Origin of the sequence: Nonomuraea sp. NPDC047529, assembly GCF_040642995.1 — a bacterium.
Taxonomy (GTDB): domain Bacteria; phylum Actinomycetota; class Actinomycetes; order Streptosporangiales; family Streptosporangiaceae; genus Nonomuraea.
In genome coordinates this window covers 98,559-117,532 of sequence record NZ_JBEYTJ010000018.1, presented here as the reverse complement: position 1 = coordinate 117,532, position 18,974 = coordinate 98,559, and the positions used below count along the sequence as shown (strand labels likewise).

15 protein-coding genes are annotated in these 18,974 nt (G+C 71.2%); 10 read left to right on the top strand and 5 right to left on the bottom strand.

What is annotated here, in order from left to right:
• Positions 1-39: 39 nt before the first annotated feature.
• Both ABZ815_RS27080 and fdhD read left to right on the top strand, forming a co-directional pair.
• Complete coding sequence (locus ABZ815_RS27080) at positions 40-2,244, top strand: FdhF/YdeP family oxidoreductase (RefSeq protein ID WP_357702590.1); 2,205 nt, start codon at positions 40-42, stop codon at positions 2,242-2,244.
• Complete coding sequence (gene fdhD / locus ABZ815_RS27075; RefSeq protein ID WP_357702588.1) at positions 2,241-3,083, top strand: formate dehydrogenase accessory sulfurtransferase FdhD; 843 nt, start codon at positions 2,241-2,243, stop codon at positions 3,081-3,083. The genes ABZ815_RS27080 and fdhD overlap by 4 nt, the downstream gene beginning before the upstream one ends.
• A gap of 65 nt (positions 3,084-3,148) precedes the next feature.
• Here the strand turns inward: fdhD and ABZ815_RS27070 are convergent, their stop codons facing one another.
• Positions 3,149-4,951, bottom strand: coding sequence for a hypothetical protein (locus tag ABZ815_RS27070; protein WP_357702586.1), 1,803 nt, complete (start codon positions 4,949-4,951; stop codon positions 3,149-3,151).
• 159 nt (positions 4,952-5,110) lie between these two features.
• Between ABZ815_RS27070 and ABZ815_RS27065 the strand changes: the two genes are divergently transcribed.
• Positions 5,111-6,190 (top strand): epoxide hydrolase family protein, encoded by a 1,080-nt coding sequence (locus tag ABZ815_RS27065; protein WP_357702584.1) that lies wholly within the window; start codon positions 5,111-5,113, stop codon positions 6,188-6,190.
• Between the two features lie 50 nt (positions 6,191-6,240).
• Here ABZ815_RS27065 and ABZ815_RS27060 read toward each other — a convergent pair whose 3' ends face one another.
• The 3 genes from ABZ815_RS27060 to ABZ815_RS27050 all read right to left on the bottom strand — a co-directional run bounded on the left by ABZ815_RS27060 (position 6,241) and on the right by ABZ815_RS27050 (position 11,365).
• Entirely contained in the window at positions 6,241-8,817 is a 2,577-nt protein-coding gene (locus ABZ815_RS27060) for a phosphoenolpyruvate carboxylase (RefSeq protein WP_357702725.1), read from the bottom strand.
• 113 nt (positions 8,818-8,930) lie between these two features.
• On the bottom strand, positions 8,931-10,562 hold the full coding sequence (locus ABZ815_RS27055; RefSeq protein WP_357702582.1) for a hypothetical protein: 1,632 nt from the start codon (positions 10,560-10,562) through the stop codon (positions 8,931-8,933).
• Positions 10,559-11,365: an ABC transporter ATP-binding protein gene (locus tag ABZ815_RS27050; RefSeq protein ID WP_357702580.1), complete on the bottom strand. Its 807-nt coding sequence runs from the start codon at positions 11,363-11,365 to the stop codon at positions 10,559-10,561. The genes ABZ815_RS27055 and ABZ815_RS27050 overlap by 4 nt, the downstream gene beginning before the upstream one ends.
• A gap of 36 nt (positions 11,366-11,401) precedes the next feature.
• Here ABZ815_RS27050 and ABZ815_RS27045 point away from each other — a divergent pair, with 36 nt between their 5' ends.
• The 3 genes from ABZ815_RS27045 (at position 11,402) to ABZ815_RS27035 (ending at position 14,237) form a co-directional block, all read left to right on the top strand.
• The gene (locus ABZ815_RS27045; RefSeq protein WP_357702578.1) at positions 11,402-12,991 is read left to right on the top strand and encodes an acyl-CoA carboxylase subunit beta; all 1,590 of its coding nucleotides are present in this window, start codon (positions 11,402-11,404) and stop codon (positions 12,989-12,991) included.
• A complete protein-coding gene (locus tag ABZ815_RS27040; protein ID WP_357702576.1) occupies positions 12,988-13,188 on the top strand; it encodes an acyl-CoA carboxylase subunit epsilon in 201 nt (66 codons plus the stop codon). The genes ABZ815_RS27045 and ABZ815_RS27040 overlap by 4 nt, the downstream gene beginning before the upstream one ends.
• A gap of 107 nt (positions 13,189-13,295) precedes the next feature.
• A complete protein-coding gene (locus ABZ815_RS27035; protein WP_352321648.1) occupies positions 13,296-14,237 on the top strand; it encodes an NYN domain-containing protein in 942 nt (313 codons plus the stop codon).
• Here ABZ815_RS27035 and ABZ815_RS27030 read toward each other — a convergent pair.
• A complete protein-coding gene (locus ABZ815_RS27030) occupies positions 14,195-15,193 on the bottom strand; it encodes a DUF5937 family protein (protein ID WP_357702574.1) in 999 nt (332 codons plus the stop codon). The genes ABZ815_RS27035 and ABZ815_RS27030 overlap by 43 nt on opposite strands.
• Positions 15,194-15,268: 75 nt before the next feature.
• Here ABZ815_RS27030 and ABZ815_RS27025 point away from each other — a divergent pair, with 75 nt between their 5' ends.
• The 4 genes from ABZ815_RS27025 (at position 15,269) to ABZ815_RS27010 (ending at position 18,918) form a co-directional block, all read left to right on the top strand.
• Positions 15,269-16,510 carry an MFS transporter gene (locus tag ABZ815_RS27025; RefSeq protein ID WP_357702572.1) on the top strand — a complete coding sequence of 414 codons (1,242 nt, stop codon included), beginning with the start codon at positions 15,269-15,271 and terminating at the stop codon, positions 16,508-16,510.
• Between the two features lie 77 nt (positions 16,511-16,587).
• On the top strand, positions 16,588-17,991 hold the full coding sequence (locus ABZ815_RS27020; RefSeq protein WP_357702571.1) for a DNA-3-methyladenine glycosylase 2 family protein: 1,404 nt from the start codon (positions 16,588-16,590) through the stop codon (positions 17,989-17,991).
• Positions 17,988-18,494, top strand: coding sequence for a methylated-DNA--[protein]-cysteine S-methyltransferase (locus ABZ815_RS27015; protein WP_357702569.1), 507 nt, complete (start codon positions 17,988-17,990; stop codon positions 18,492-18,494). Before ABZ815_RS27020 ends, ABZ815_RS27015 begins: the two co-directional genes overlap by 4 nt.
• A gap of 124 nt (positions 18,495-18,618) precedes the next feature.
• Positions 18,619-18,918, top strand: a complete 300-nt coding sequence (locus ABZ815_RS27010) for a hypothetical protein (RefSeq protein WP_357702567.1) — start codon at positions 18,619-18,621, stop codon at positions 18,916-18,918.
• Positions 18,919-18,974: the final 56 nt, after the last annotated feature.

Here is an 18,974-nt window from a genome sequence, read left to right as displayed (position 1 = left end):
GGCTGTCTCGAAGTGCGCCTGAGGGGTAAAGATGGGGGGATGAGCAGACGTCCTGACCCTCGCAACTGGGCATCGTGGCGGCCCTTCGGCCTCGGGTTGCGCAAGCCGAACAACTACCTGGAGCTGTGGAAGGCGTTCAGGTCGGTCAAGGGGAACAGGCGTTACGCCTGGCGCATTCTCAACCAGGGCACCTGCGACGGCTGCGCGCTCGGCACGCACGGCATGCGCGACTGGACGATGGACGAGATCCACCTGTGCAACATCAGGTTGCGCCTGCTGCCGCTCAACACCATGCCCGCGCTCGACGTGTCGCTGCTGCGCGACGTCTCGGGGCTGGCCGGGCGCAAGAGCGTGGAGCTGCGGGAGCTGGGGCGGCTGCCGTACCCGATGCTGCGGCGGGCCGGTGAGCCCGGTTTCACCCGGATCGGCTGGGACGAGGCGCTGCGGGTGGCGGCCGACGGGCTGCGCGGCGCGCGGTTCGGCACGTACCTGACCAGCCGCGGGGTGCCCAACGAGAACTACTACGCGGCGCAGAAGGCGGTGCGGGCGCTCGGCACGAACAACGTCGACAACGCCGCCCGCATCTGCCACTCGCCCTCGACGGTCGCGCTCAAGCAGACCATCGGCGCGGCTGCCACGACCTGCTCCTACACCGACTGGATCGGCTCCGACCTGATCGTCTTCATCGGCTCGAACCCGTCGAACAACCAGCCGGTCGCGATGAAGTACCTCTACCACGCCAAGAAGGCCGGCACCCGCATCGCCATGGTCAACGCCTACCGCGAGCCGGGCATGGACAAGTACTGGGTGCCCTCCAACGCCGAGTCCGCGCTGTTCGGCACGAAGATCACCGACGAGTTCTTCGGCGTGAACGTCGGCGGCGACATCGGCTTCCTCAACGGCGTGCTCAAGCACCTGATCGAGAACGACTGGGTGGACAAGGCGTTCGTGACCGGGCGGACGTCCGGGTTCGAGGAGGCGCGCAAGGCCGTCGAGTCCCAGTCGTGGGCCGAGCTCGAAGCGCTCTCGGGGGCCACCAAGGAGCAGATGTTCCGGCTGGCCGAGCTGCTCGGCAAGGCGCGCTCGGCCGTCCTGGTCTGGTCGATGGGCATCACGCAGCACGCCTACGGCGAGGACAACGTCCGGGCGATCGTCAACCTGGCGCTGGCCCGGGGTTTCGTCGGGCGCGACAAGTGCGGGCTGATGCCGATCCGGGGGCACAGCGGGGTGCAGGGCGGGGCCGAGATGGGGGCGTACGCGACCGGCTACCCCGGCGGCCTGCCGATCACGTCCGCCAACGCCGCCAAGTTCACCGACCTGTGGGGCTTCCAGGTGCCCGACACGCCCGGCCTGACCGCGACCGACATGATCGACGCGGCCCACCGGGGCGAGCTCGACGCGCTCGTCTCCTCCGGCGGCAACTTCCTGGAGGTCCTGCCCGACCCGGCCTACTGCCGCGAGGCGCTGTCCAGGCTGGGGCTGCGGGTGCACATCGACATCGTGCTGTCCTCGCAGATGCTCGTGCCGGGCGAGGGCGACGTGCTGCTGCTGCCCGCCCAGACGCGCTACGAGATGGTCGGCGGCGTGACCGAGACCTCCACCGAGCGGCGGATCATCTTCTCGCCCGAGGTCGAGGGGCCGCGCGTCGGCGAGGCGTGGCCGGAGTGGAAGATCTTCTCCGAGCTGGCCGCGCGCACCCGTCCGGAGATAGCCGACCATGTACGGTTCACCGGCACTCCGCAGATCCGTGCGGAGATCGAGCAGGTCGTGCCGTTCTACCAGGGCATCTCCGGGTTGCGGAAGTTCGGGGACAACGTCCAGTACGGCGGCCGCCACCTCTTCGCCGACGGCCGCTTCCAGACGCCCGACGGGCTGGCCGTCTTCTCCGTGGTCGAGCCGCCCGCCCTGGAGCGCCCCGACGGCACGTTCAAGGTCGCGACCAGACGTGGCAAGCAGTTCAACAGCATGGTCCACGAACGGCTCGACGGCTTCAACGGCGCGGCCCGCGAGGCCGTGCTGATGAGCGCGTACGACGCCGACCGGCTCGGGCTGGCCGACGGCGCCCCGGTCGAGCTGCGCGCCGGCGAGCGCTCCTACCAGGGCAAGGTGCTGCGTGCCCCGGTGATGCCGGGCAACCTGCAGATCCACTGGCCGGAGGGGAACGTCCTGCTCGACGAGGCCCGCCGCTCGCCACAGGCGCGCATCCCCGACTACAACGCCCTCGTCACCGTGCGGCCGCTGTGACGGCGCGTCCCGGGCCGACCACCCGCGTCCGCATCACCGAGCTGGCCGGCTCCGGCGCCCGCGACCGGCGCGACGACCTGGCCACGGAGGAGCCGCTGGAGATCCGCCTCACCGGCGACGACGGCACGCGCAAGACGATCGCCATCACCATGCGCACGCCGGGGCACGACTTCGAGCTGGCCGCCGGGTTCCTGAGCGGCGAGGGGCTGGCCGGGCCGGGCGAGATCGCGGCCATCGCGTACTGCACGGACGAGGACCTGCCGCCCGAGGCCCGCTACAACACCGTCACCGTCCGCCTGCACGGCCCGGTGCCCGACCTGCCCGCGCTCGACCGGCACTTCCTCACCTCCAGCGCGTGCGGCGTCTGCGGCTCGGCCGGTCTCGACGCGCTGCACGGCCGGTGCAAGCCGATCCCCCGTGGCTCGCTCGAACTCACCCCCGAGGTCCTCTACGGCCTGCCGGGCGCGCTGCGCGAGGCCCAGGGCGTGTTCGGCAAGACCGGCGGGCTGCACGCGGCGGGCCTGTTCACGGCGACCGGCACGCTGCTGGCGTTGCGCGAGGACGTCGGCCGGCACAACGCGGTGGACAAGCTGGTCGGCTGGGCAGCGCTGGCCGACCGGCTGCCGCTGGCCGGGCACGTGCTCATGGTCAGCGGCCGGGCCAGCTACGAGATCATGCAGAAGGCGCTGGCGGCCGGCATCCCGGCGGTGTGCGCGGTGTCGGCGCCCTCGTCCCTGGCCGTCGATCTGGCCAGGGAGTTCGGGATGACGCTGGTGGGGTTCCTGCGTGGCGAGCGCTGCAACGTCTACGCCGGTCAGGAGCGGATCGTCACGGCCTAGCCGTCACCGCCCTCGGCCACGAGGAACCCCGGGGCCCGGCCGGGGTCGCGCCCCGGCCGGTCTGCCTATCGGCAGGTCACGGGGTAGACGCCCTCGGCGGACGGCTTGTTGTGGTTCAGCACCTCCAGCTTCACGACTCCGTCGGTCTTGGAGTCGCGGTGCCAGTTGGAGGACTGCACCTGGAGGTTTCCACCGCTGTTGGCCTGGTGCGTGTACGTCTCCCCGGGCTTCCCGTCGACCACCCATCGGTAGGAGATCTCGGTGCCCGGCGCGGCCTTGAAGCTTGCGAACGCGGTCACGTACGGGGCCTGCACGCAGTCGCCGTAGTAGGCGACCGGGCGGAACTCGCTGATGCGTACGGTGCCCGGGTTCGGGTCGACCGGCTTGCAGGTCACGGTGTACGGCGCTTCCAGGGTCGGCTTGTTCTGGTTCAGCACCTCGATGCGGACCTTGCCGGTGGTGCTGGACTTGAACGAGCTGTACCAGAAGTCGTTCAGGCCGTTGGCGTAACCGGGGTAGATGTGCACGGTCCTGACGACGCCCGGCTTGCCGTCCACGACGACGCGGAAGCGGATGTCGACGTCCTTGTCCGTCGAGATGTGGCCGCCCACGGTGAGCCCGATGGAGCCGGCGGGGCAGTCGCCCGTGTAGAGGGGCGTCTGGATGTCGTGGAAGGTCAGTTTCGCCGTCTGCGGCTCGTTCGCGCAGGTGAAGGTGAACGAGTGCTCCACCGGCTGCGCCGGGCCGCGGTCGGTGACGAGGCCGAGCTTGTGCGTGCCGGTCTTGGACGAGTCGAGCGACCAGGCGGCGGAGACGTTCTGCGACCTCGGCTGGCCACTGGCCGGGAAGTCGAGCACCTGGTGCTGCCACTCGACGCCGTCGAGCAGCCACCAGTAGGACAGCTTGGTCGCCCCGCCCGCCGGGAGCGTGACGCGCCCGGCGGCGGTGTAGGCGATCGGCTCGTCGCAGTAGCCCTCGTAGCCGTCCGGGGTCAGGTCGGTGATCGCCACCTCGGGCTTGGCCGGGGGCTCGGTGGTCGGCGTGGTCGTGGGGGTCGACGTCGGGGTGCCGGTCGGGGTGCTGGTCGGGGTGCCCGTGGGCGTCGAGGTCGGGGTGGGCCCCGGGGTGGTCTTGCAGGTCACCTTGTACGTGGCCCGTCCCGAGTCGTGGCCGCCCGCGTTCAGGATCCGTACGGACTTCCAGCCCTCGGTGGACCCGCCCACGGACAGCGGCAGCGTGACCTGCCTGCTGCGCGGGCCGCCGGCCGCGAAGTACATCACCTCGGGGCCGCTCTCACCGGTGGCGCTGTCGATCCACTGGTAGCCGACCTTGGCGGGGGTGCGCGAGACCTGGATGGTCGCGGTGAACGTCACGGTGGCCGGGCAGGCGCCGTCGTGGCGGGACGGGCTCGCCTGCACGCTCGCGGCCGCCACCAGCGGCCGGTCCGGCTGGGCGGGCAGCGGGTTGACCACGTCGTACCGCTGCGGGGATCCGGTGCAGGAGACGCGGAAGCGCGCCTTGGCCGACAGGCCGCGCCGGCCGAGCACCTCCACGGCCTGCCAGCCGGTCGTGTCGCGGTCGAACGTCTGGCGGTCCCTCACGACGACCTTGCGCGCGCCGTTGACGCGGAAGCTCCTGATGGCGCTCTTGCTGCCGTCACCGCGCACCCAGCGGTAGCGCACGGTGCCCTTGCCCTTGGCGGCCACCGTGGCGGCGAAGGCCACCGTCGTGGGGCACTCGCCCGTCCGGTCGGCGAGGGCCGCCTTGACCTGGGTCACCGAGGTCGCCGGTGCGGCGGCGGCCTGGGCTGGAGGAGCGGCCAGCAGGCTGCCGAGCAGCACGGCGCCCAGCAGCAAGACTGTCTTCATTGGGGTCCCTTTCTGCACTTGTCAAGGGGCCCATGATCGTCGGTGAGCCTTGGAGGTCACTTGGATCCGCCTTGTGAAGTCCTGTGGAATGAAACGTTCCGTTCTGCTACAGTTGGAACAGAATAAGCCGTTCCGCTTCTTCGGTCGAGAGGACCCCTCATGAGCATCCGCCCGTTCCGCATCGAGATCTCCCAGGCCGACCTCGACGACCTGCTGTCCCGGCTCGCGCGGACCCGCTTCACCGACGAGATCCCCGGCGCCGACCAGGGCGTGGGCGTCGAGCGGGTCAAGCGCCTGGTGGCCCACTGGCAGTCCGGCTTCGACTGGCGGGCCCAGGAGGCCAGGCTCAACGCGTACCCGCAGTTCACGACGGAGATCGACGGGCAGAACATCCACTTCATCCACGTACGCTCCGACAACCCCGACGCCCTGCCCCTGATCCTCACCCACGGCTGGCCGGGCACCGTCGCCGAATACCTCGAAGCGATCGAGCCGCTGTCGCGCCACTTCCACGTGGTCGTCCCGTCGCTGCCCGGCTTCGGCTTCTCCGGCCCGACCAAGGAGCTCGGCTGGAACAACCGGCGCATCGCCGGGGCCTGGGCCGAGCTGATGGCCCGTCTCGGCTACGAGCGCTACGGCGCCGTCGGCAACGACGGCGGCTCGATGATCTCCCCCGAGCTGGGCAGGATCGACGCCGAGCACGTCGTGGGCGTGCACGTCACCCAGGTCTTCTCCTTCCCCTCCGGCGACCCGGCCGAGTTCGCGGACCTGAGCGAGGAGGACCAGGCCGGGCTGGCCGTGCTCGACTGGTTCTGGAAGGAGAAGGGCGCGTTCAACGTCCTGCAGTCGCAGCAGCCGCAGACGCTCGCGCACGCCGTCGCCGACTCCCCCGCCGGGCTCGTGGGCTGGCTGGCCCAGCTCTTCGACGAGGACCTGGACGACGACTTCGTGCTGACCAACGCCTCGATCCACTGGTTCACCGGCACCGCCGGCTCGGCCCTGCGGCTCTACTGGGAGAACGCCCGCATGGAGCAGCCGCAGGAGCCGACGACCACCCCGACCGCGCTGGCCATGGCCGAGGGCGATTTCAAGTCGATCCGCCGCTTCGCCGAGCGCGACCACAGCGCGATCGTCTCGTGGAAGACGCTGCCCGCCCCCGCCCATGGCCACTACACGGCCCACACCGCCACGGAGGCGCTCACCTCCGACATCACGGCCTTCTTCGACAGCCTGCGCTGAACTCCCGCGCTTCGGACGGCCCGGCCCCCCGCCGGGCCGTCCGCGCGTGCTCAGCCCGTGTTCTGCAGGCCGGCGGCCACGCCGTTGACCGACAGCAGCAGCAGCGTGGACAGCCGCTCGCGCTCCTGCTCCGACAGATCCTCGGTACGCATCGCGCGCAACGCCCGGAGCTGAAGGTGCGACAGCGCGTCCACGTACGGGTCACGCAGCTGCACGGCCCGCGAGAGCACCTTGCGGTTCTCCAGCAGCCGCGTGTGCCCGGTCACCCGCAGCACCAGCTCGCGGGTGCGGTCGTACTCCTCCAGCACCTGGCGGGCGAAGTCGTCCCGGCCGCCGAGCGCGAGGTAGCGCTTGGCGATCGAGCGGTCGGTCTTGGCCAGCGACATCTCGGCGTTGTCCAGCATCGCGTTGAACAGCGGCCACTCGGCGTAGGCCGCGCGCAGCTCGTCGAGGGAGCCGACGGCGGCCAGGCCGGTGCCGAGGCCGTACCAGCCGGGCAGGTTGACGCGGGTCTGCGCCCAGGCGAACACCCATGGGATGGCCCGCAGGTCGTCCAGCGAACGCGGCGCGCCCAGGCCGCGGCGGGCCGGGCGGGATCCGAGCCGCAGCGAGCCGATCTCCTCCAGCGGGCTGACCAGCGCGAACCACTCGGGGAACCCGGGAGCCTCGGTGAGTGCCCGGTAGGCCTCCTCCGAAGCCGTCGCGACCTGCTCGGCCAGGCCGCGGAACCGCTCGGCGGCGGCCGCCGTACGCGCGCCGACCGTGGGCGAGGAGGCCAGCAGCACGGCGTTGGTGACCTGCTCAAGATGGCGGCGGGCGATGGCGATGTGCCCGTAACGAGCGAAGATGACCTCGCCCTGCTCGGTGACCTTGAAGCGGCCCGCGACCGAGCCCGGCGCCTGCGCCAGCACCGCCCGGTTGGCCGGGCCGCCGCCGCGGCCGAGCGCGCCGCCGCGGCCGTGGAACATGCGCAGCTGCACGTCGTGCTCGTGCGCCCACACGGTCAGCTCCTCCTGCGCCTCGTACAGGCGCAGGGTGGCGGCCGCCGGGCCCAGCTCCTTGGCCGAGTCGGAGTAGCCGAGCATGATCTCCATACGGCGGCCGGTCGTGGCCAGGCGGTCCTGGATCTGCGGGATCTCCAGCATGCCGCTCAGCACGCCCGGCGAGTTCGCCAGGTCCTGGCCGGACTCGAACAGCGGCACCACGTCGAGCACCGGCGCCCGGTCGCCCAGGGCGTGCCCGGCCAGCTCGTAGACGGCCGCGATGTCGTCGGCCGAGCGGGTGAAGGAGACCACGTAGCGGGAGCAGGCCGTGACGCCGAACCGCTCCTGGATCCAGGCGATCACCCGGATCGTGGCCAGCACCTCCTCGGTGCGCTCCGACAGCTCGCCGCCCGCCCTGATCTCCTCCAGGGCCGCCGCGTGCACCTGCGAGTGCTGGCGCACCTCCAGCTCGGCCAGGTGGAAGCCGAACGTCTCGACCTGCCAGACCAGGTGCTGCAACTCCCCGTACGCCTGCCTCGGCGTGCTGAGCGCCAGCGACTCCTGCGCCAGCCGCAGGTCGGTCAGCAGCTCGGCGGGCGAGCGGTAGGCGAGGTCGAGGTCACGGTGGCGGGTGGCGGCGATGCGGGCGGCCACGAACAGCAGCCACTGGCGGTGCGGCTCGCGCGGCGACCGGGTGGCCAGCTCGGAGACCAGCTCGGGATGCGCGTCGACGGCCGCGGCCAGCGCGCCCTTCAGCTCGGCCGAGCAGGGCGAGAACTGGACGGAGGCGGTCAGCGTACGGGCGATGCGGGTGCAGGCCGTCTCCAGGGCGGTCAGCACGTGCTCGGACTGGATCTGGATGGTGTCGCGGGTGACCTTGGCGGTGACGTTGGGATTGCCGTCGCGGTCGCCGCCGATCCAGCTTCCGTACCGGATGAAGGGCCTGGCCAGCGGCGGACGGGTGCCGGTGCCCGCGTCGAGCGCCGCGTCGAGCGAGCGGTAGACCTGGGGCACCATCCGGAACAGCGTCTCGTCGAAGGCGGCCATGGCCGTGCGGACCTCGTCGCGCGGGTCGAGCTTGGTGGAGCGGAGCTGGGCCGTACGCCACAGCAGGTCGATCTCCTCCAGCAGGCGGCGCCTGCTCTCGGCGCGCTCCGAAGCGCCGCGTCCGGGTGTGTTGTACTCGGTGAGCTGGCCGCTGACCCGCTGGATGGCGGTGACGACCGCGCGCCTGCGCGCCTCGGTGGGGTGGGCGGTCAGCACCGGGTGCAGCTCCAGGCCATGAAGCAGCTCGCGCACGCGCTCGTTGCCGAGCTCGTGGACGGCCTGCGCCAGCGACTCCCGCTGCACCCTCCCCTCGGCGTCGCGTTCGCGCAGCGTACGGATGCGGTAGTGCTCCTCGGCCAGGTTCGCCAGGTGGAAGTAGCAGGTGAACGCGCGGGCGACGGCCACCGCCCGCTCGATCTCCCATCCGGCGACCATGTCGGTGATCTCGTCAGCGGATATCTCGCCTCTGCGCGCCGCGATGACGGCTTTGCGCAACCGTTCGACGTCTGCCAGCAGGTCTTCGCCACCCTGTTCGGCGATCACCTCACCGAGCAGCTTGCCGAGCATGCGCACGTCATGGCGCAGCTCGTCAGGCATCTCGGTCACGGCGGCACTACGACGCTCGAGCCCCTGGTCAATCATGCTTCGAAGGGTAGCGAGTCGCTTTCGGCGACCGCATGGCGGTCTCGCCCATTGGACTAGACCACTCACTAGCTGGGCTTGGACACCGCCGCCAGCAACTCGGGGAGCCGGGGGAATCCGATCTTGCCGGCGAGCCGCCGGCCCAGCACCTCGATCAGCAGGCCGTAGAAGGGCGCGAGCGCCGACACCCACAACAACCCGAACAGCAGCGGCACCACGATCGGCAGCGACATCAGCACGATCCCGAGCATCGCCCCGATCGACGACGCGAACGCCTGACCGCCCTGGCCGGGCGCGGCGCCGCTGAAGGCGTTCATCCGCTCGGGCAGCGTGTACGGGATCGTCACGCTGGTCACCGAGCCGACCCCGAGCCCGACGCCGAGCGCGCCCAGCCCCGTCAGGAACGCCGGCACGACGGCCTGCGGACTGCCGGTGAACAGCGCCGCGGCGACCGCCACGAGCAGCAGCAGCGGCGCGGCGACCAGGCAGTTGGCCAGATGGCGGCCCGCCAGGTCGCGGCGCAGGTCCTCCTCGGAGCCGAAGGCCACGGCGTTCATCCACAGGGAACGCCCGTCGATGCCGAACGCGTTGCCCGACTGCAGCGAGATCATCAGCGCGCCCATGCCGGTGATCAGCACCGGCAGCACCGGCCCCGCCTGCCCTTGCGTGCCGTTGTTCAGCGAGAACGCCAGGATGACGGTCACCACGACCGAGGAGAACCAGCCCACGCGGAACCTGGGCTCCCGCCTGATGTACTTCAGCTCCTTGGTCACCACGGCCGCCAGCGGCCCGTCGGGCAGGAACCGGTCGGCGAGCCCCCGCCGCCGGCGTACGGAGGCCGCCTGCGTGGAGGCGTCCGGCGACACCAGTGCCCGGCCCAGCGCCTTGATCCACAACCAGGCCAGCACGACCACGAGCACCGCGACGGCGGCCAGCTCCGCCACGCCGACCAGGCCGCCGTCGGCCATGGCGTGCGCGGCCATGCCCGGCGGCGTCCACCGCAGGACGCCGGCCAGCCGGTGGAGCATCGCGGCGGGGTCGCCGATGCCGCGGTTCATCAACAGGTTGGGCAGCTGCGCCAGCAGCACCACGAACAGGGCGGCCACGGCCAGCACGTCACGACCGCGCCGGCTGCGCAGGGCGCCGGACAGCGAGGTGGTGATCAGCCGCGACGTCACCACGCAGAGCGCGAACTGCAGCAGCACCGCGGGCACGCCCAGCAGCACACCCCCGACGCCCGTGGGCAGCGCGACCAGCGCGCCGGCTGTGATGACCAGCATGGCCAGCGGCCACGCGCCCGTCGCGGACGCGGTGAACAGCCCGACGGCCAGCTCGCGCGTACGCAGCGGGAACAGCGACAACCGCGCCGGGTCGAGCGTGTCGTCCAGCCCGAACGCCAGCAGCGGCACGATCATCCAGCTCACCAGGAAGACCGCGAACGCGACGATCACCAGCTCGGCGGCGACGTCGGAGGGCGCCAGCCTGAGCAGGCTCATCAGCAGGAACCCGACCACGGCCAGGCCGGCCGCGGCGAGCAGGGTGAAGACGAAGCCGAGCTTGCGCTGGACGTCGCCGCGCAGGTTGCCGGCGAGCAGGCGCAGCTTGAGCCGGGCGAAGAGCGCGGCCGTGGCCATCGGCGAGCCGGTGACGGCGGCGGGCTGCCCGCCGGAGGTCGCCGCGGACGGCCCGGGGGCGCTCACGGGGTGTCCTGTGGGGCGGGCGCGGCCGGGCGCTGCTCGCCGGGCTTGGCGCCGAGCCAGCTCAGGCCCGCCTCGCCGTGGGCGCGGGAGCCGCCGACCAGCCGCATGAACGCCTCGTTGAGGCTGGAGCCGCCGCGCACCTGGTCGAGCGGCCCCTGCGCGACGATGTGGCCGCCGCTCATCACCGACACCCAGTCGCACAGCCGCTCGACCAGGTCCATGACGTGGCTGGAGAAGATGACGGTCGAGCCGGAGGCCGTGAAGCGCCGCAGCACCTCGGTGAGGGTGTTGGAGCTGACCGGGTCGACCCCCTCGAACGGCTCGTCGAGGAACAGCACGGACGGGTTGTGCAGCAGCGCTGCGGCCAGCCCGATCTTCTTGCGCATGCCGGTGGAGTAGTCGACGACGAGCTTGTCGGCGGCCCCGGTCAGGTCCATCACGTCGAGCAGCTCGCCCGCGCGCTGCTCGACGTCGGCCTTGGGGATGCCGCGCAGCCGGCCGTTGTAGAGCAGCAGCTCGCGGCCCGACAGCCGCTCGAACAGCCGCAGCCCCTCGGGCAGCACGCCGATGCGCGCCTTGACGGCGACGGGGTCGCGCCAGACGTCGAGCCCGTCGATCGCCGCCTGGCCGCCGTCGGGCCGTAGCAGCCCGGTGATCATGCTCAGCGTGGTCGTCTTGCCTGCCCCGTTGGGACCGACCAGGCCCGCGAAGCTGCCCGCCGGCACCACGAGGTCGACCCCGGCCACCGCGACCTGGGCGCCGTAGCGCTTGTAGAGGCCGTGGGAGCGAACCGCATCCGTCATGGATCCACTCTAGGAGGACGGGCTAGCCTAACGCGCATGAGCGCTGCCGCCGATCCCATGCCGGAGATGCCGGACATCCACACCACCGCAGGCAAGATCGCCGACCTGGAGCGAAGGCTCGACGAGGCCGTGCACGCCGGCTCGTCGTCGGCGGTGGACAAACAGCACGCCAAGGGCAAGATGACCGCGCGCGAGCGGGTGCTCGCGCTGCTCGACGAGGGCTCGTTCGTGGAGTTCGACGAGTTCGCCCGCCACCGGTCCACGATGTTCGGGCTGGAGAAGCGGCGGCCGTACGGCGACGGCGTCATCACCGGCCACGGCACGATCGACGGCCGGCAGGTCTGCGTGTTCTCCCAGGACGTCACGGTCTTCGGCGGCTCGCTCGGCGAGGTGTACGGCGAGAAGATCGTCAAGGTCCTCGACCTGGCGCTGAAGACCGGCTGCCCGATCATCGGCATCAACGAGGGCGGCGGCGCGCGCATCCAGGAGGGCGTGGTCGCGCTCGGCCTCTACGCGGAGATCTTCAAGCGGAACGTGCACGCCTCCGGCGTGATCCCGCAGATCTCGCTCATCATGGGCGCCGCCGCGGGCGGCCACGTCTACTCGCCCGCCCTGACCGACTTCGTCGTGATGGTGGACCAGACGTCCCACATGTTCATCACGGGTCCCGACGTGATCAAGACGGTGACCGGCGAGGAGGTCACGTTCGAGGAGCTGGGCGGGGCCCGCGCGCACAACACCAAGTCGGGCGTGGCCCACTACCAGGCCGCCGACGAGGACGACGCCCTCGACTACGTCAAGGCGCTGCTGTCCTACCTGCCCTCCAACAACCTGGACGAGGCCCCCGCCTTCGCCGCCGCCGACGACCTGGAGCCCGAGCCCGAGCTCGACCTGATCATCCCCGACTCCCCCAACCAGCCGTACGACATGCACCAGGTGATCGAACACGTGCTCGACGACGGGGAGTTCCTGGAGGTCCACGCGCTGTTCGCGCCGAACATCGTGGTCGGTTACGGCCGCGTGGACGGCCAGCCGGTGGGCGTCGTCGCCAACCAACCCATGCATTTCGCCGGATGTTTGGATATCGACGCCTCCGAGAAGGCCGCCAGATTTATTCGAACTTGTGATGCCTTTAATATTCCGATCCTGACTTTTGTTGATGTACCGGGATTCCTTCCCGGGACCGATCAGGAATGGAACGGAATCATCCGCCGCGGCGCCAAGCTCCTGTACGCCTACGCCGAGGCCACGGTCCCGCTGGTCACGGTCATCACCCGCAAGGCGTACGGCGGCGCCTACGACGTCATGGGCTCCAAGCACCTCGGCGCGGACGTCAACCTCGCCTGGCCCACGGCGCAGATCGCGGTCATGGGCGCGCAGGGCGCGGTCAACATCCTCTACCGGCGCGAACTGGCCGCCTCCGACGCCCCCGACGCCGAGCGCGCCCGGCTCGTCACCGAGTACGAGGACACATTGGCCAATCCGTACATCGCGGCCGAACGCGGCTATGTGGACTCGGTGATTCGGCCGTCCGAAACTCGACCCCAAGTTGTCCGGGCACTTCGCGCCCTGCGTAACAAGAGGGCCTCGCTGCCGCCGAAGAAGCATGGGAACATTCCTCTATGAGCGACCACCTGCGTATAGTCCGAGGCGAGGCCACGCCTGAGGAGATCGCGGCCGTGGTGGCCGTGCTCGCCACGCGCAGGAGCGCGTACGCGGAACCTGAGAGACCTCGTAGACAAACATGGCGAAACCCCGCCAGAGGTATGCGTAACCCTGGCCTGCCGGGGAAGGCGGCTTGGCGGATGAGCGCACTACCCTAGATAGATCCCGGGAATCGGGTGTCAAGTTCCCCGGGAGTTGGGACTATCTAGAGAAAGTAGGCGTATATAGTCAGCCGATCAACTAACACCGCGGCCTGGAGGACGACATGGCCATCCCAGACCTCATGCCGCATCCTGTGGCAGCCAAGTACGCCGTCCTAGTGGATGTCGGTTATCTGTACGCTGCGGCAGGTGAGGTGCTGCTCGGCGCGAAGGAACGCAAGGAATATCGGGTGGCCGCCGATGAGCTCATCCAGAGTCTACAGAAACATGCAGAGGAACGTATTTCCGGCGAACTTCTGCGGATCTATTGGTATGACGCAGCCCGCGACCGTGTGCCGACCGTCGATCAGCGGGTCATCGCCCAGCTCCCGTGGGTCAAGGTCCGCCTTGGCAACCTCAACGCCCGCGGCCAGCAGAAGGGCGTCGACGCGCAGATCAGGAGCGACCTGGAGGCACTCGCCCGGCATCACGCGGTGACCGACACGATCCTGCTGGCCGGCGATGAGGACATGGTCCCGGCGGTCGAGGCGGCGCAGGCGTACGGCGTGCGCATCCACCTGTGGGGCGTCGAGCCCCCTTACGGCACCAACCAGGCCGAGCGTCTGGTGTGGGAGTCCGACACGGTGGAAGTGATCTCCGCCGATTTCCTGAGACCCTTTTTCAGTCGCGCTCCGCAGCCGGTTGCGGTCACCCCGCCCGCCGCGGCTCCCTCGCCCGCCCAGGTGTTCGCCGGGCGCGCGCCGGTCAAGCCGCACGCCAAGCCCGGCCAGGTCGCCAAGCTGGGGCCCAGCCGTCCGCGCGTGGAGGACGTCGGCGAGCACGTCGCCCAGAAGTGGATACTCACCCGCGGCCGCGACAACATCCGCGACCTGCTGCCCGGCCCGATCCTGCCGACCGTGATCGACACCGAGCTGCTGATCGAGGCGGAGAAGGAGCTCGGCCACTCGCTGCGGCCCTACCCGGAGGCCCGGGTCTGGCTGCGCGACGGGTTCTGGGCGCGCGTCTACCGGGAGTTCGACCTGGGGGTGGGGGTCTCCTCCAAGTAGAGCAGCGTCTCGGCGACGGCCGTGCGGGCGTAGAGCACGTACCGGCCGGTGCGGTGCGCGGTGCACAGGCCGGCCTTGCGCAGCGCCGTCAGGTGCTGGTTGACGCCGGGCTCGGAGAGCCCGGCGCGCTGGGCCAGGTCGCGCGTGGAGGCCGGCTGGTCGAGCTCGGCCAGCAGCCGGGCGCGCGTCCTGCCGAGCACGGCGGCGAGCGCCTCGGGCGGGTCCACCTCGCGGCGCTCCCAGAGCGTCGCGATGCCGCGCGGCGCGTAGCGCACGGTCGGCTGGTACGGCGGCGTCGTGACCGACAGGACCCGCGGCCAGGCGAACACGCACGGCACCAGCAGCAGCCCGAGCCCCCTCAGTGACCGCCGGCCGGTGACGTACAGGTGTTCCAGCCGCAGGGTGCCGCCGTCCCAGGTGACGGCGTCGTCGAGGTCGGCCAGCATGCGCTGGGCGCCGCCCTCGGCCAGCAGCCGGGCGCGGTACAGGATCTCGCCCTCCAGCAGCGATCGGATCCGCGGCCAGTACGGCGCCATCGCCGCCTCCCAGTAGTCGGCCACCTCCACGGCCAGGCGTTCGAGGCCCTGTTCCGGGTCGTCGTAGAGGGCCTGCACCCGTTTCGTCCAGGGGCCGCCGATCTTGTCCAGGTCCGTGCGGACCCGTGCGACCGCGCCCCGCATCGTGGCGAGTTCCAGCTCCAGGTCCGGCATGGACGTCGAGGGCGGCGTGCAGGTGAAGCCCGCGATCGAGACCGTGGGAATCGGGACCAGGTCGGACAGCAGCCCCCAGTCCACATCCTGGAGGCGGCGGCGCACTTGGTCGGCCCAAGGGCGCAGGAGCGGGTGCGCCGCGGGGTTCTTCACCACGCGCACGCTGGTCACGACCTCGCCGAGCGGCGAGACGGCGAAGCGCGTGTTGGCGATGTCGTGGGCGGTGAACGTCAGGTCCAGGGTCATTGGATTTGCTTGTCACTTAATCGATAGCGGCCTTGAGCGACATTTCAGCATTCTGCCGACATGTCAGCAACCTTGGTGGAAGCTCCACTTCTGCGGCTTCACGCGTTCCGCAACCTGTACGTCGCCGGCACGGTCAGCCAGCTCGGCACCCAGATCGGCTACGTCGCACTCCCGCTGCTCGCCGTGACCGCCCTCGGGGCGGGCGCGGGCGAGGTCGGGCTGCTCTCGGCCCTCGCCACGCTCACGGCCCTCGTGCTCGGGCTGCCCGCCGGGGCATGGGTGGACCGCGTCCGGCGGCGCCGCCTGATGATCGCGATGGACGCCGCGCGGGCCGCGGCGCTGCTGTCGGTGCCGGTGGCGTGGGGGGCCGGCGTGCTGTCCATGGCGCAGCTCTACGTGGTGACGACGCTCGTCGGGGCGGGGACGCTGCTGTTCGACGTGGCGTCCATGAGCATCGTGCCGGGGCTGATCGGACGCGAGCGGCTGACGTCGGCCAACTCGCTGCTCGTGGGCACGGCGGCGGGCATGGACGTCGCCGGGCGCAGCGTCGCCGGGGTGCTCGTCCAGGTCGCCGGCGCGCCGGTGGCCGTGCTGCTGGACGCGCTGAGCTACCTGTGGTCGGCGGCCTGGCTGCGCGGCGTCCCCGAACCGGCCCTCGCCCAGGACGGCCCGGCGGGCGACGCGGAGTCCCTGCGGGCCCGGATCGCGGAGGGCGTACGGTTCATCCTCGGCAACCGGGTGCTGGTCGCGGCGCTGGTCCAGGGCGCGATGGCGAACCTGGCGTTCCCGCTCTGCTCGGTCCTGCTGCCGGTGCTCATCGTGGGGCAGCTCGGCTATCCGGAGTGGGTGCTTGGAGCGTATCTGGCGGTGAGCGGGCTCGGCGTGCTCGCCGGGTCGTCGTCGGCCCATCTGCTCGGCCGGCGCTTCGGCACCGGCCGCGCGGTGTGGCTGGTCAGCCTGGTCACCGCCCCGCCCGCGCTGGTGATCCCGTTCCTGGGGCCCGGGGCGTGGCTGTGGGCCGCGGCTGCGGCGTGGTTCGTGGTGACGTTCCGTACCGGGGTGAACAACGTGCTGCTGGTGAGCCTGCGGCAGCGGGTCACGCCGGACCACCTGCTCGGGCGGATGACGGCCACGATGCGGCTGCTGCTGACGGGGGCGGTCGGCCTCGGCGGGCTGCTGGCCGGGTTGATCGGCGAGCTGTGGGGGGTGCGCGCGTCGCTCTGGACGGGCGCGGTGATCATGGCCGTGAGCTGGCTGCCGATCCACTTCTCAGCCCTTCGCCGGTCGGGTCCGAATACCGCTGGTCAGGCGCTCTGAGCTGGTGACCTGCGTTTTCATGGTCAGGTCCGATTTCCGCCGGTCGGCACCCGCGGCGCGCGCATAGTCTCGGAGGCATGTCACCCCTAGAGCTCGACTTCGACTCCTGTTACCGGGCGGTCTCCGCCAGGGACTCCCGGTTCGACGGGCGCTTCTACACCGCGGTGACGACGACACGCATCTACTGCCGGCCGATCTGCCCGGCGCGTACCCCCTCCTCCAGGAACGTGCGCTTCTACCGGCACGCGGCCTCGGCGGAGGCGGCCGGGTTCCGGCCGTGCAAGCGCTGCCGGCCCGAGCTGTCGCCCGGCGACCCCGGCTGGGACCTGCGCGGCGACCTCGTCGGCCGGGCCCTGCGGCTGATCGACGACGGCGCCGCCGACGAGCGGGGCGTGGCGGGGCTGGCCCGGCGGCTGCACATCACCGAACGCCACCTGCACCGGCTGTTCGTGGCCGAGCTGGGCGTCGGGCCGCTGGCCGTGGCCCGGACGAAGCGGCTCCTGCTGGCCAAGCAGCTTCTGACGGAGACCGGGCTGCCGGTCACCGAGGTGGCGTTCGCGGCCGGGTTCGGAAGCGTGCGGCAGTTCAACGCCACGATGCGGGAGACGTACGGCTTCACGCCCAGCGAGCTGCGCACCACCGCCGGACGTCCGGCCGCGCCGCCCCAGCCCGAGGTCGCCGGGCCGGTGACGCTGAGGTTGCGGCTGCACCGGCGCGAGCCGTACGACGTGGCGGGCGTGTTCGGGTTCCTGACCTCGCGGGCCATCCCCGGCCTTGAGGTCGCGGGCCCGGCGTCGTACTCCAGGGTCGTGCCGGGCGGGACGATCAGCCTCACCCCCCGTCCCGACCACATCGCCCTCGACGTGGCCGTGGCCGACACCCGGCAGCTCGCCCGCGTCGTCGCCCGCTGCCGCCGCCTCCTCGACCTGGACGCCGACCCCGACGCCATCGCCGAGGCGCTCGGCCAGACCTCGCTGGCCCCGCTCGTCCGGGCGCGGCCGGGGCTGCGGGTGCCGGGCACGTTCGACGGGTTCGAGCTGGCCGTACGCGCGGTGGTCGGCCAGCAGATCTCGGTGGCCGGAGCGCGTACGCTGCTCGGCCGCATCGTCGCCAGGACCGGCGGCCCCCTCTTCCCCACCGCGGCCGAACTGCGCGAAGCCGACCTGACGGGCCTCGGCCTGACCAACCGCAGGATCGCGACCCTTTCCGACCTGGCGGGCCGGGTAGCCGACGGCGACATCGACCTCGACGGCGGCCAGGACCCGGCCGAGGCCGTGGCCGAGTTGCTGAAGGTTCCCGGCATCGGCCCGTGGACCGCCAGCTACATCGCCCTGCGCGCCCTGCGCGACCCCGACGCCTGGCCCACGGGCGACCTCGTGCTGAACAAGCGCATGGCCGCCCTGGGCATCCCGCACGACCACATCGAACGGTGGCGGCCCTGGCGGGCCTACGCCGCCCTGCACCTCTGGAGCTCCTCATGATCACCGCTCAGGTCCTGCCGACGCCGATCGGCTCGCTGTCGCTGCTCACCCGCGAGGGCGTCCTCGTCGCGGGCGGCTTCACGGCCGACCCGGCGGAGATGTTCGTCCGCCTCACCCCCGCCCTGCAGGCGGAGGGCCTGGACGTGGTGGACGACCTCGGCGCCCCCGCCGAAGCCGTCCGGGCCTACTTCGACGGCGACCTCGACGCCCTGGACGCCGTCCCGGTCTCCCAGCCCGGCTCCCCCACCCGCAAGCGCCTGCACGAGGCGTTGCGCGAGGTCCGCGCGGGGACGACGGTCTCGTACGCCGAACTGGCCCAGGCCGCCGGCCTTCCGCGCACCGCCGCCCGCGCCGCCGGCTCCGCCTGCGCCCAGAACCTGATCGCCCCGTTCGTCCCCTGCCACCGCGTCCTGCCCAGCACGGGCGGCTACGGCGGGTACTACTACGGCGTCCCGGTGAAGGAGTGGCTCCTCGCCCACGAAAGCGGACAAAAGCCTAACTGAACGTAATCGCTCGACAGCGTTCGGTAATGTGTTCGCATGTCGCCGACCCTGGAACATGAGTTCCTCCTCGAACTCGTCCGGCAACGCCCCGAGTTCCGAGCCGACGCGGGAGTTCACTATGGCTATGGGAACACGCGAGCCTAAGAGCAAGTGGGTCCGCCAGTGGGTCGCCGAGAGCCGGGCCGAGGGCATGGCTGAGGGCATAGCCGAAGGCGAGGCCCGAGGTGAGGCCATGGGCCAGGCAAGAGGAGAAGCCAAGGGGGAGGCCAAGGCGATCCTGCGCATTCTGGCGGCTCGCGGCATCGCGGTGCGGGAGGAGGAGGCCGAGCGGGTCTTCAGGTGCACCGACCTCGACGTTCTCGAATCCTGGATCGACAGGGCTCTCACCGTCGAGGCCGCCGAGGAACTGTTCGACCCGAGCTGATCGCGTCGCTCGGTGGCCCCGACGCCGTAGGGCTGGAGGCATAGAATACTTCTCAT

Excerpts from the sequence above, each read along its gene's own strand:
- ABZ815_RS27080 (WP_357702590.1), top strand. The coding sequence starts at position 40 with ATGAGCAGACGTCCTGACCCTCGCAACTGGGCATCGTGGCGGCCCTTC.
- ABZ815_RS27070 (WP_357702586.1), bottom strand. The coding sequence starts at position 4,951 with ATGAAGACAGTCTTGCTGCTGGGCGCCGTGCTGCTCGGCAGCCTGCTG.
- ABZ815_RS27065 (WP_357702584.1), top strand. The coding sequence starts at position 5,111 with ATGAGCATCCGCCCGTTCCGCATCGAGATCTCCCAGGCCGACCTCGAC.
- ABZ815_RS27060 (WP_357702725.1), bottom strand. The coding sequence starts at position 8,817 with ATGCCTGACGAGCTGCGCCATGACGTGCGCATGCTCGGCAAGCTGCTC.
- ABZ815_RS27050 (WP_357702580.1), bottom strand. The coding sequence starts at position 11,365 with ATGACGGATGCGGTTCGCTCCCACGGCCTCTACAAGCGCTACGGCGCC.
- ABZ815_RS27045 (WP_357702578.1), top strand. The coding sequence starts at position 11,402 with ATGAGCGCTGCCGCCGATCCCATGCCGGAGATGCCGGACATCCACACC.
- ABZ815_RS27040 (WP_357702576.1), top strand. The coding sequence starts at position 12,988 with ATGAGCGACCACCTGCGTATAGTCCGAGGCGAGGCCACGCCTGAGGAG.
- ABZ815_RS27035 (WP_352321648.1), top strand. The coding sequence starts at position 13,296 with ATGGCCATCCCAGACCTCATGCCGCATCCTGTGGCAGCCAAGTACGCC.
- ABZ815_RS27030 (WP_357702574.1), bottom strand. The coding sequence starts at position 15,193 with ATGACCCTGGACCTGACGTTCACCGCCCACGACATCGCCAACACGCGC.
- ABZ815_RS27020 (WP_357702571.1), top strand. The coding sequence starts at position 16,588 with ATGTCACCCCTAGAGCTCGACTTCGACTCCTGTTACCGGGCGGTCTCC.
- ABZ815_RS27015 (WP_357702569.1), top strand. The coding sequence starts at position 17,988 with ATGATCACCGCTCAGGTCCTGCCGACGCCGATCGGCTCGCTGTCGCTG.
- ABZ815_RS27010 (WP_357702567.1), top strand. The coding sequence starts at position 18,619 with ATGGGAACACGCGAGCCTAAGAGCAAGTGGGTCCGCCAGTGGGTCGCC.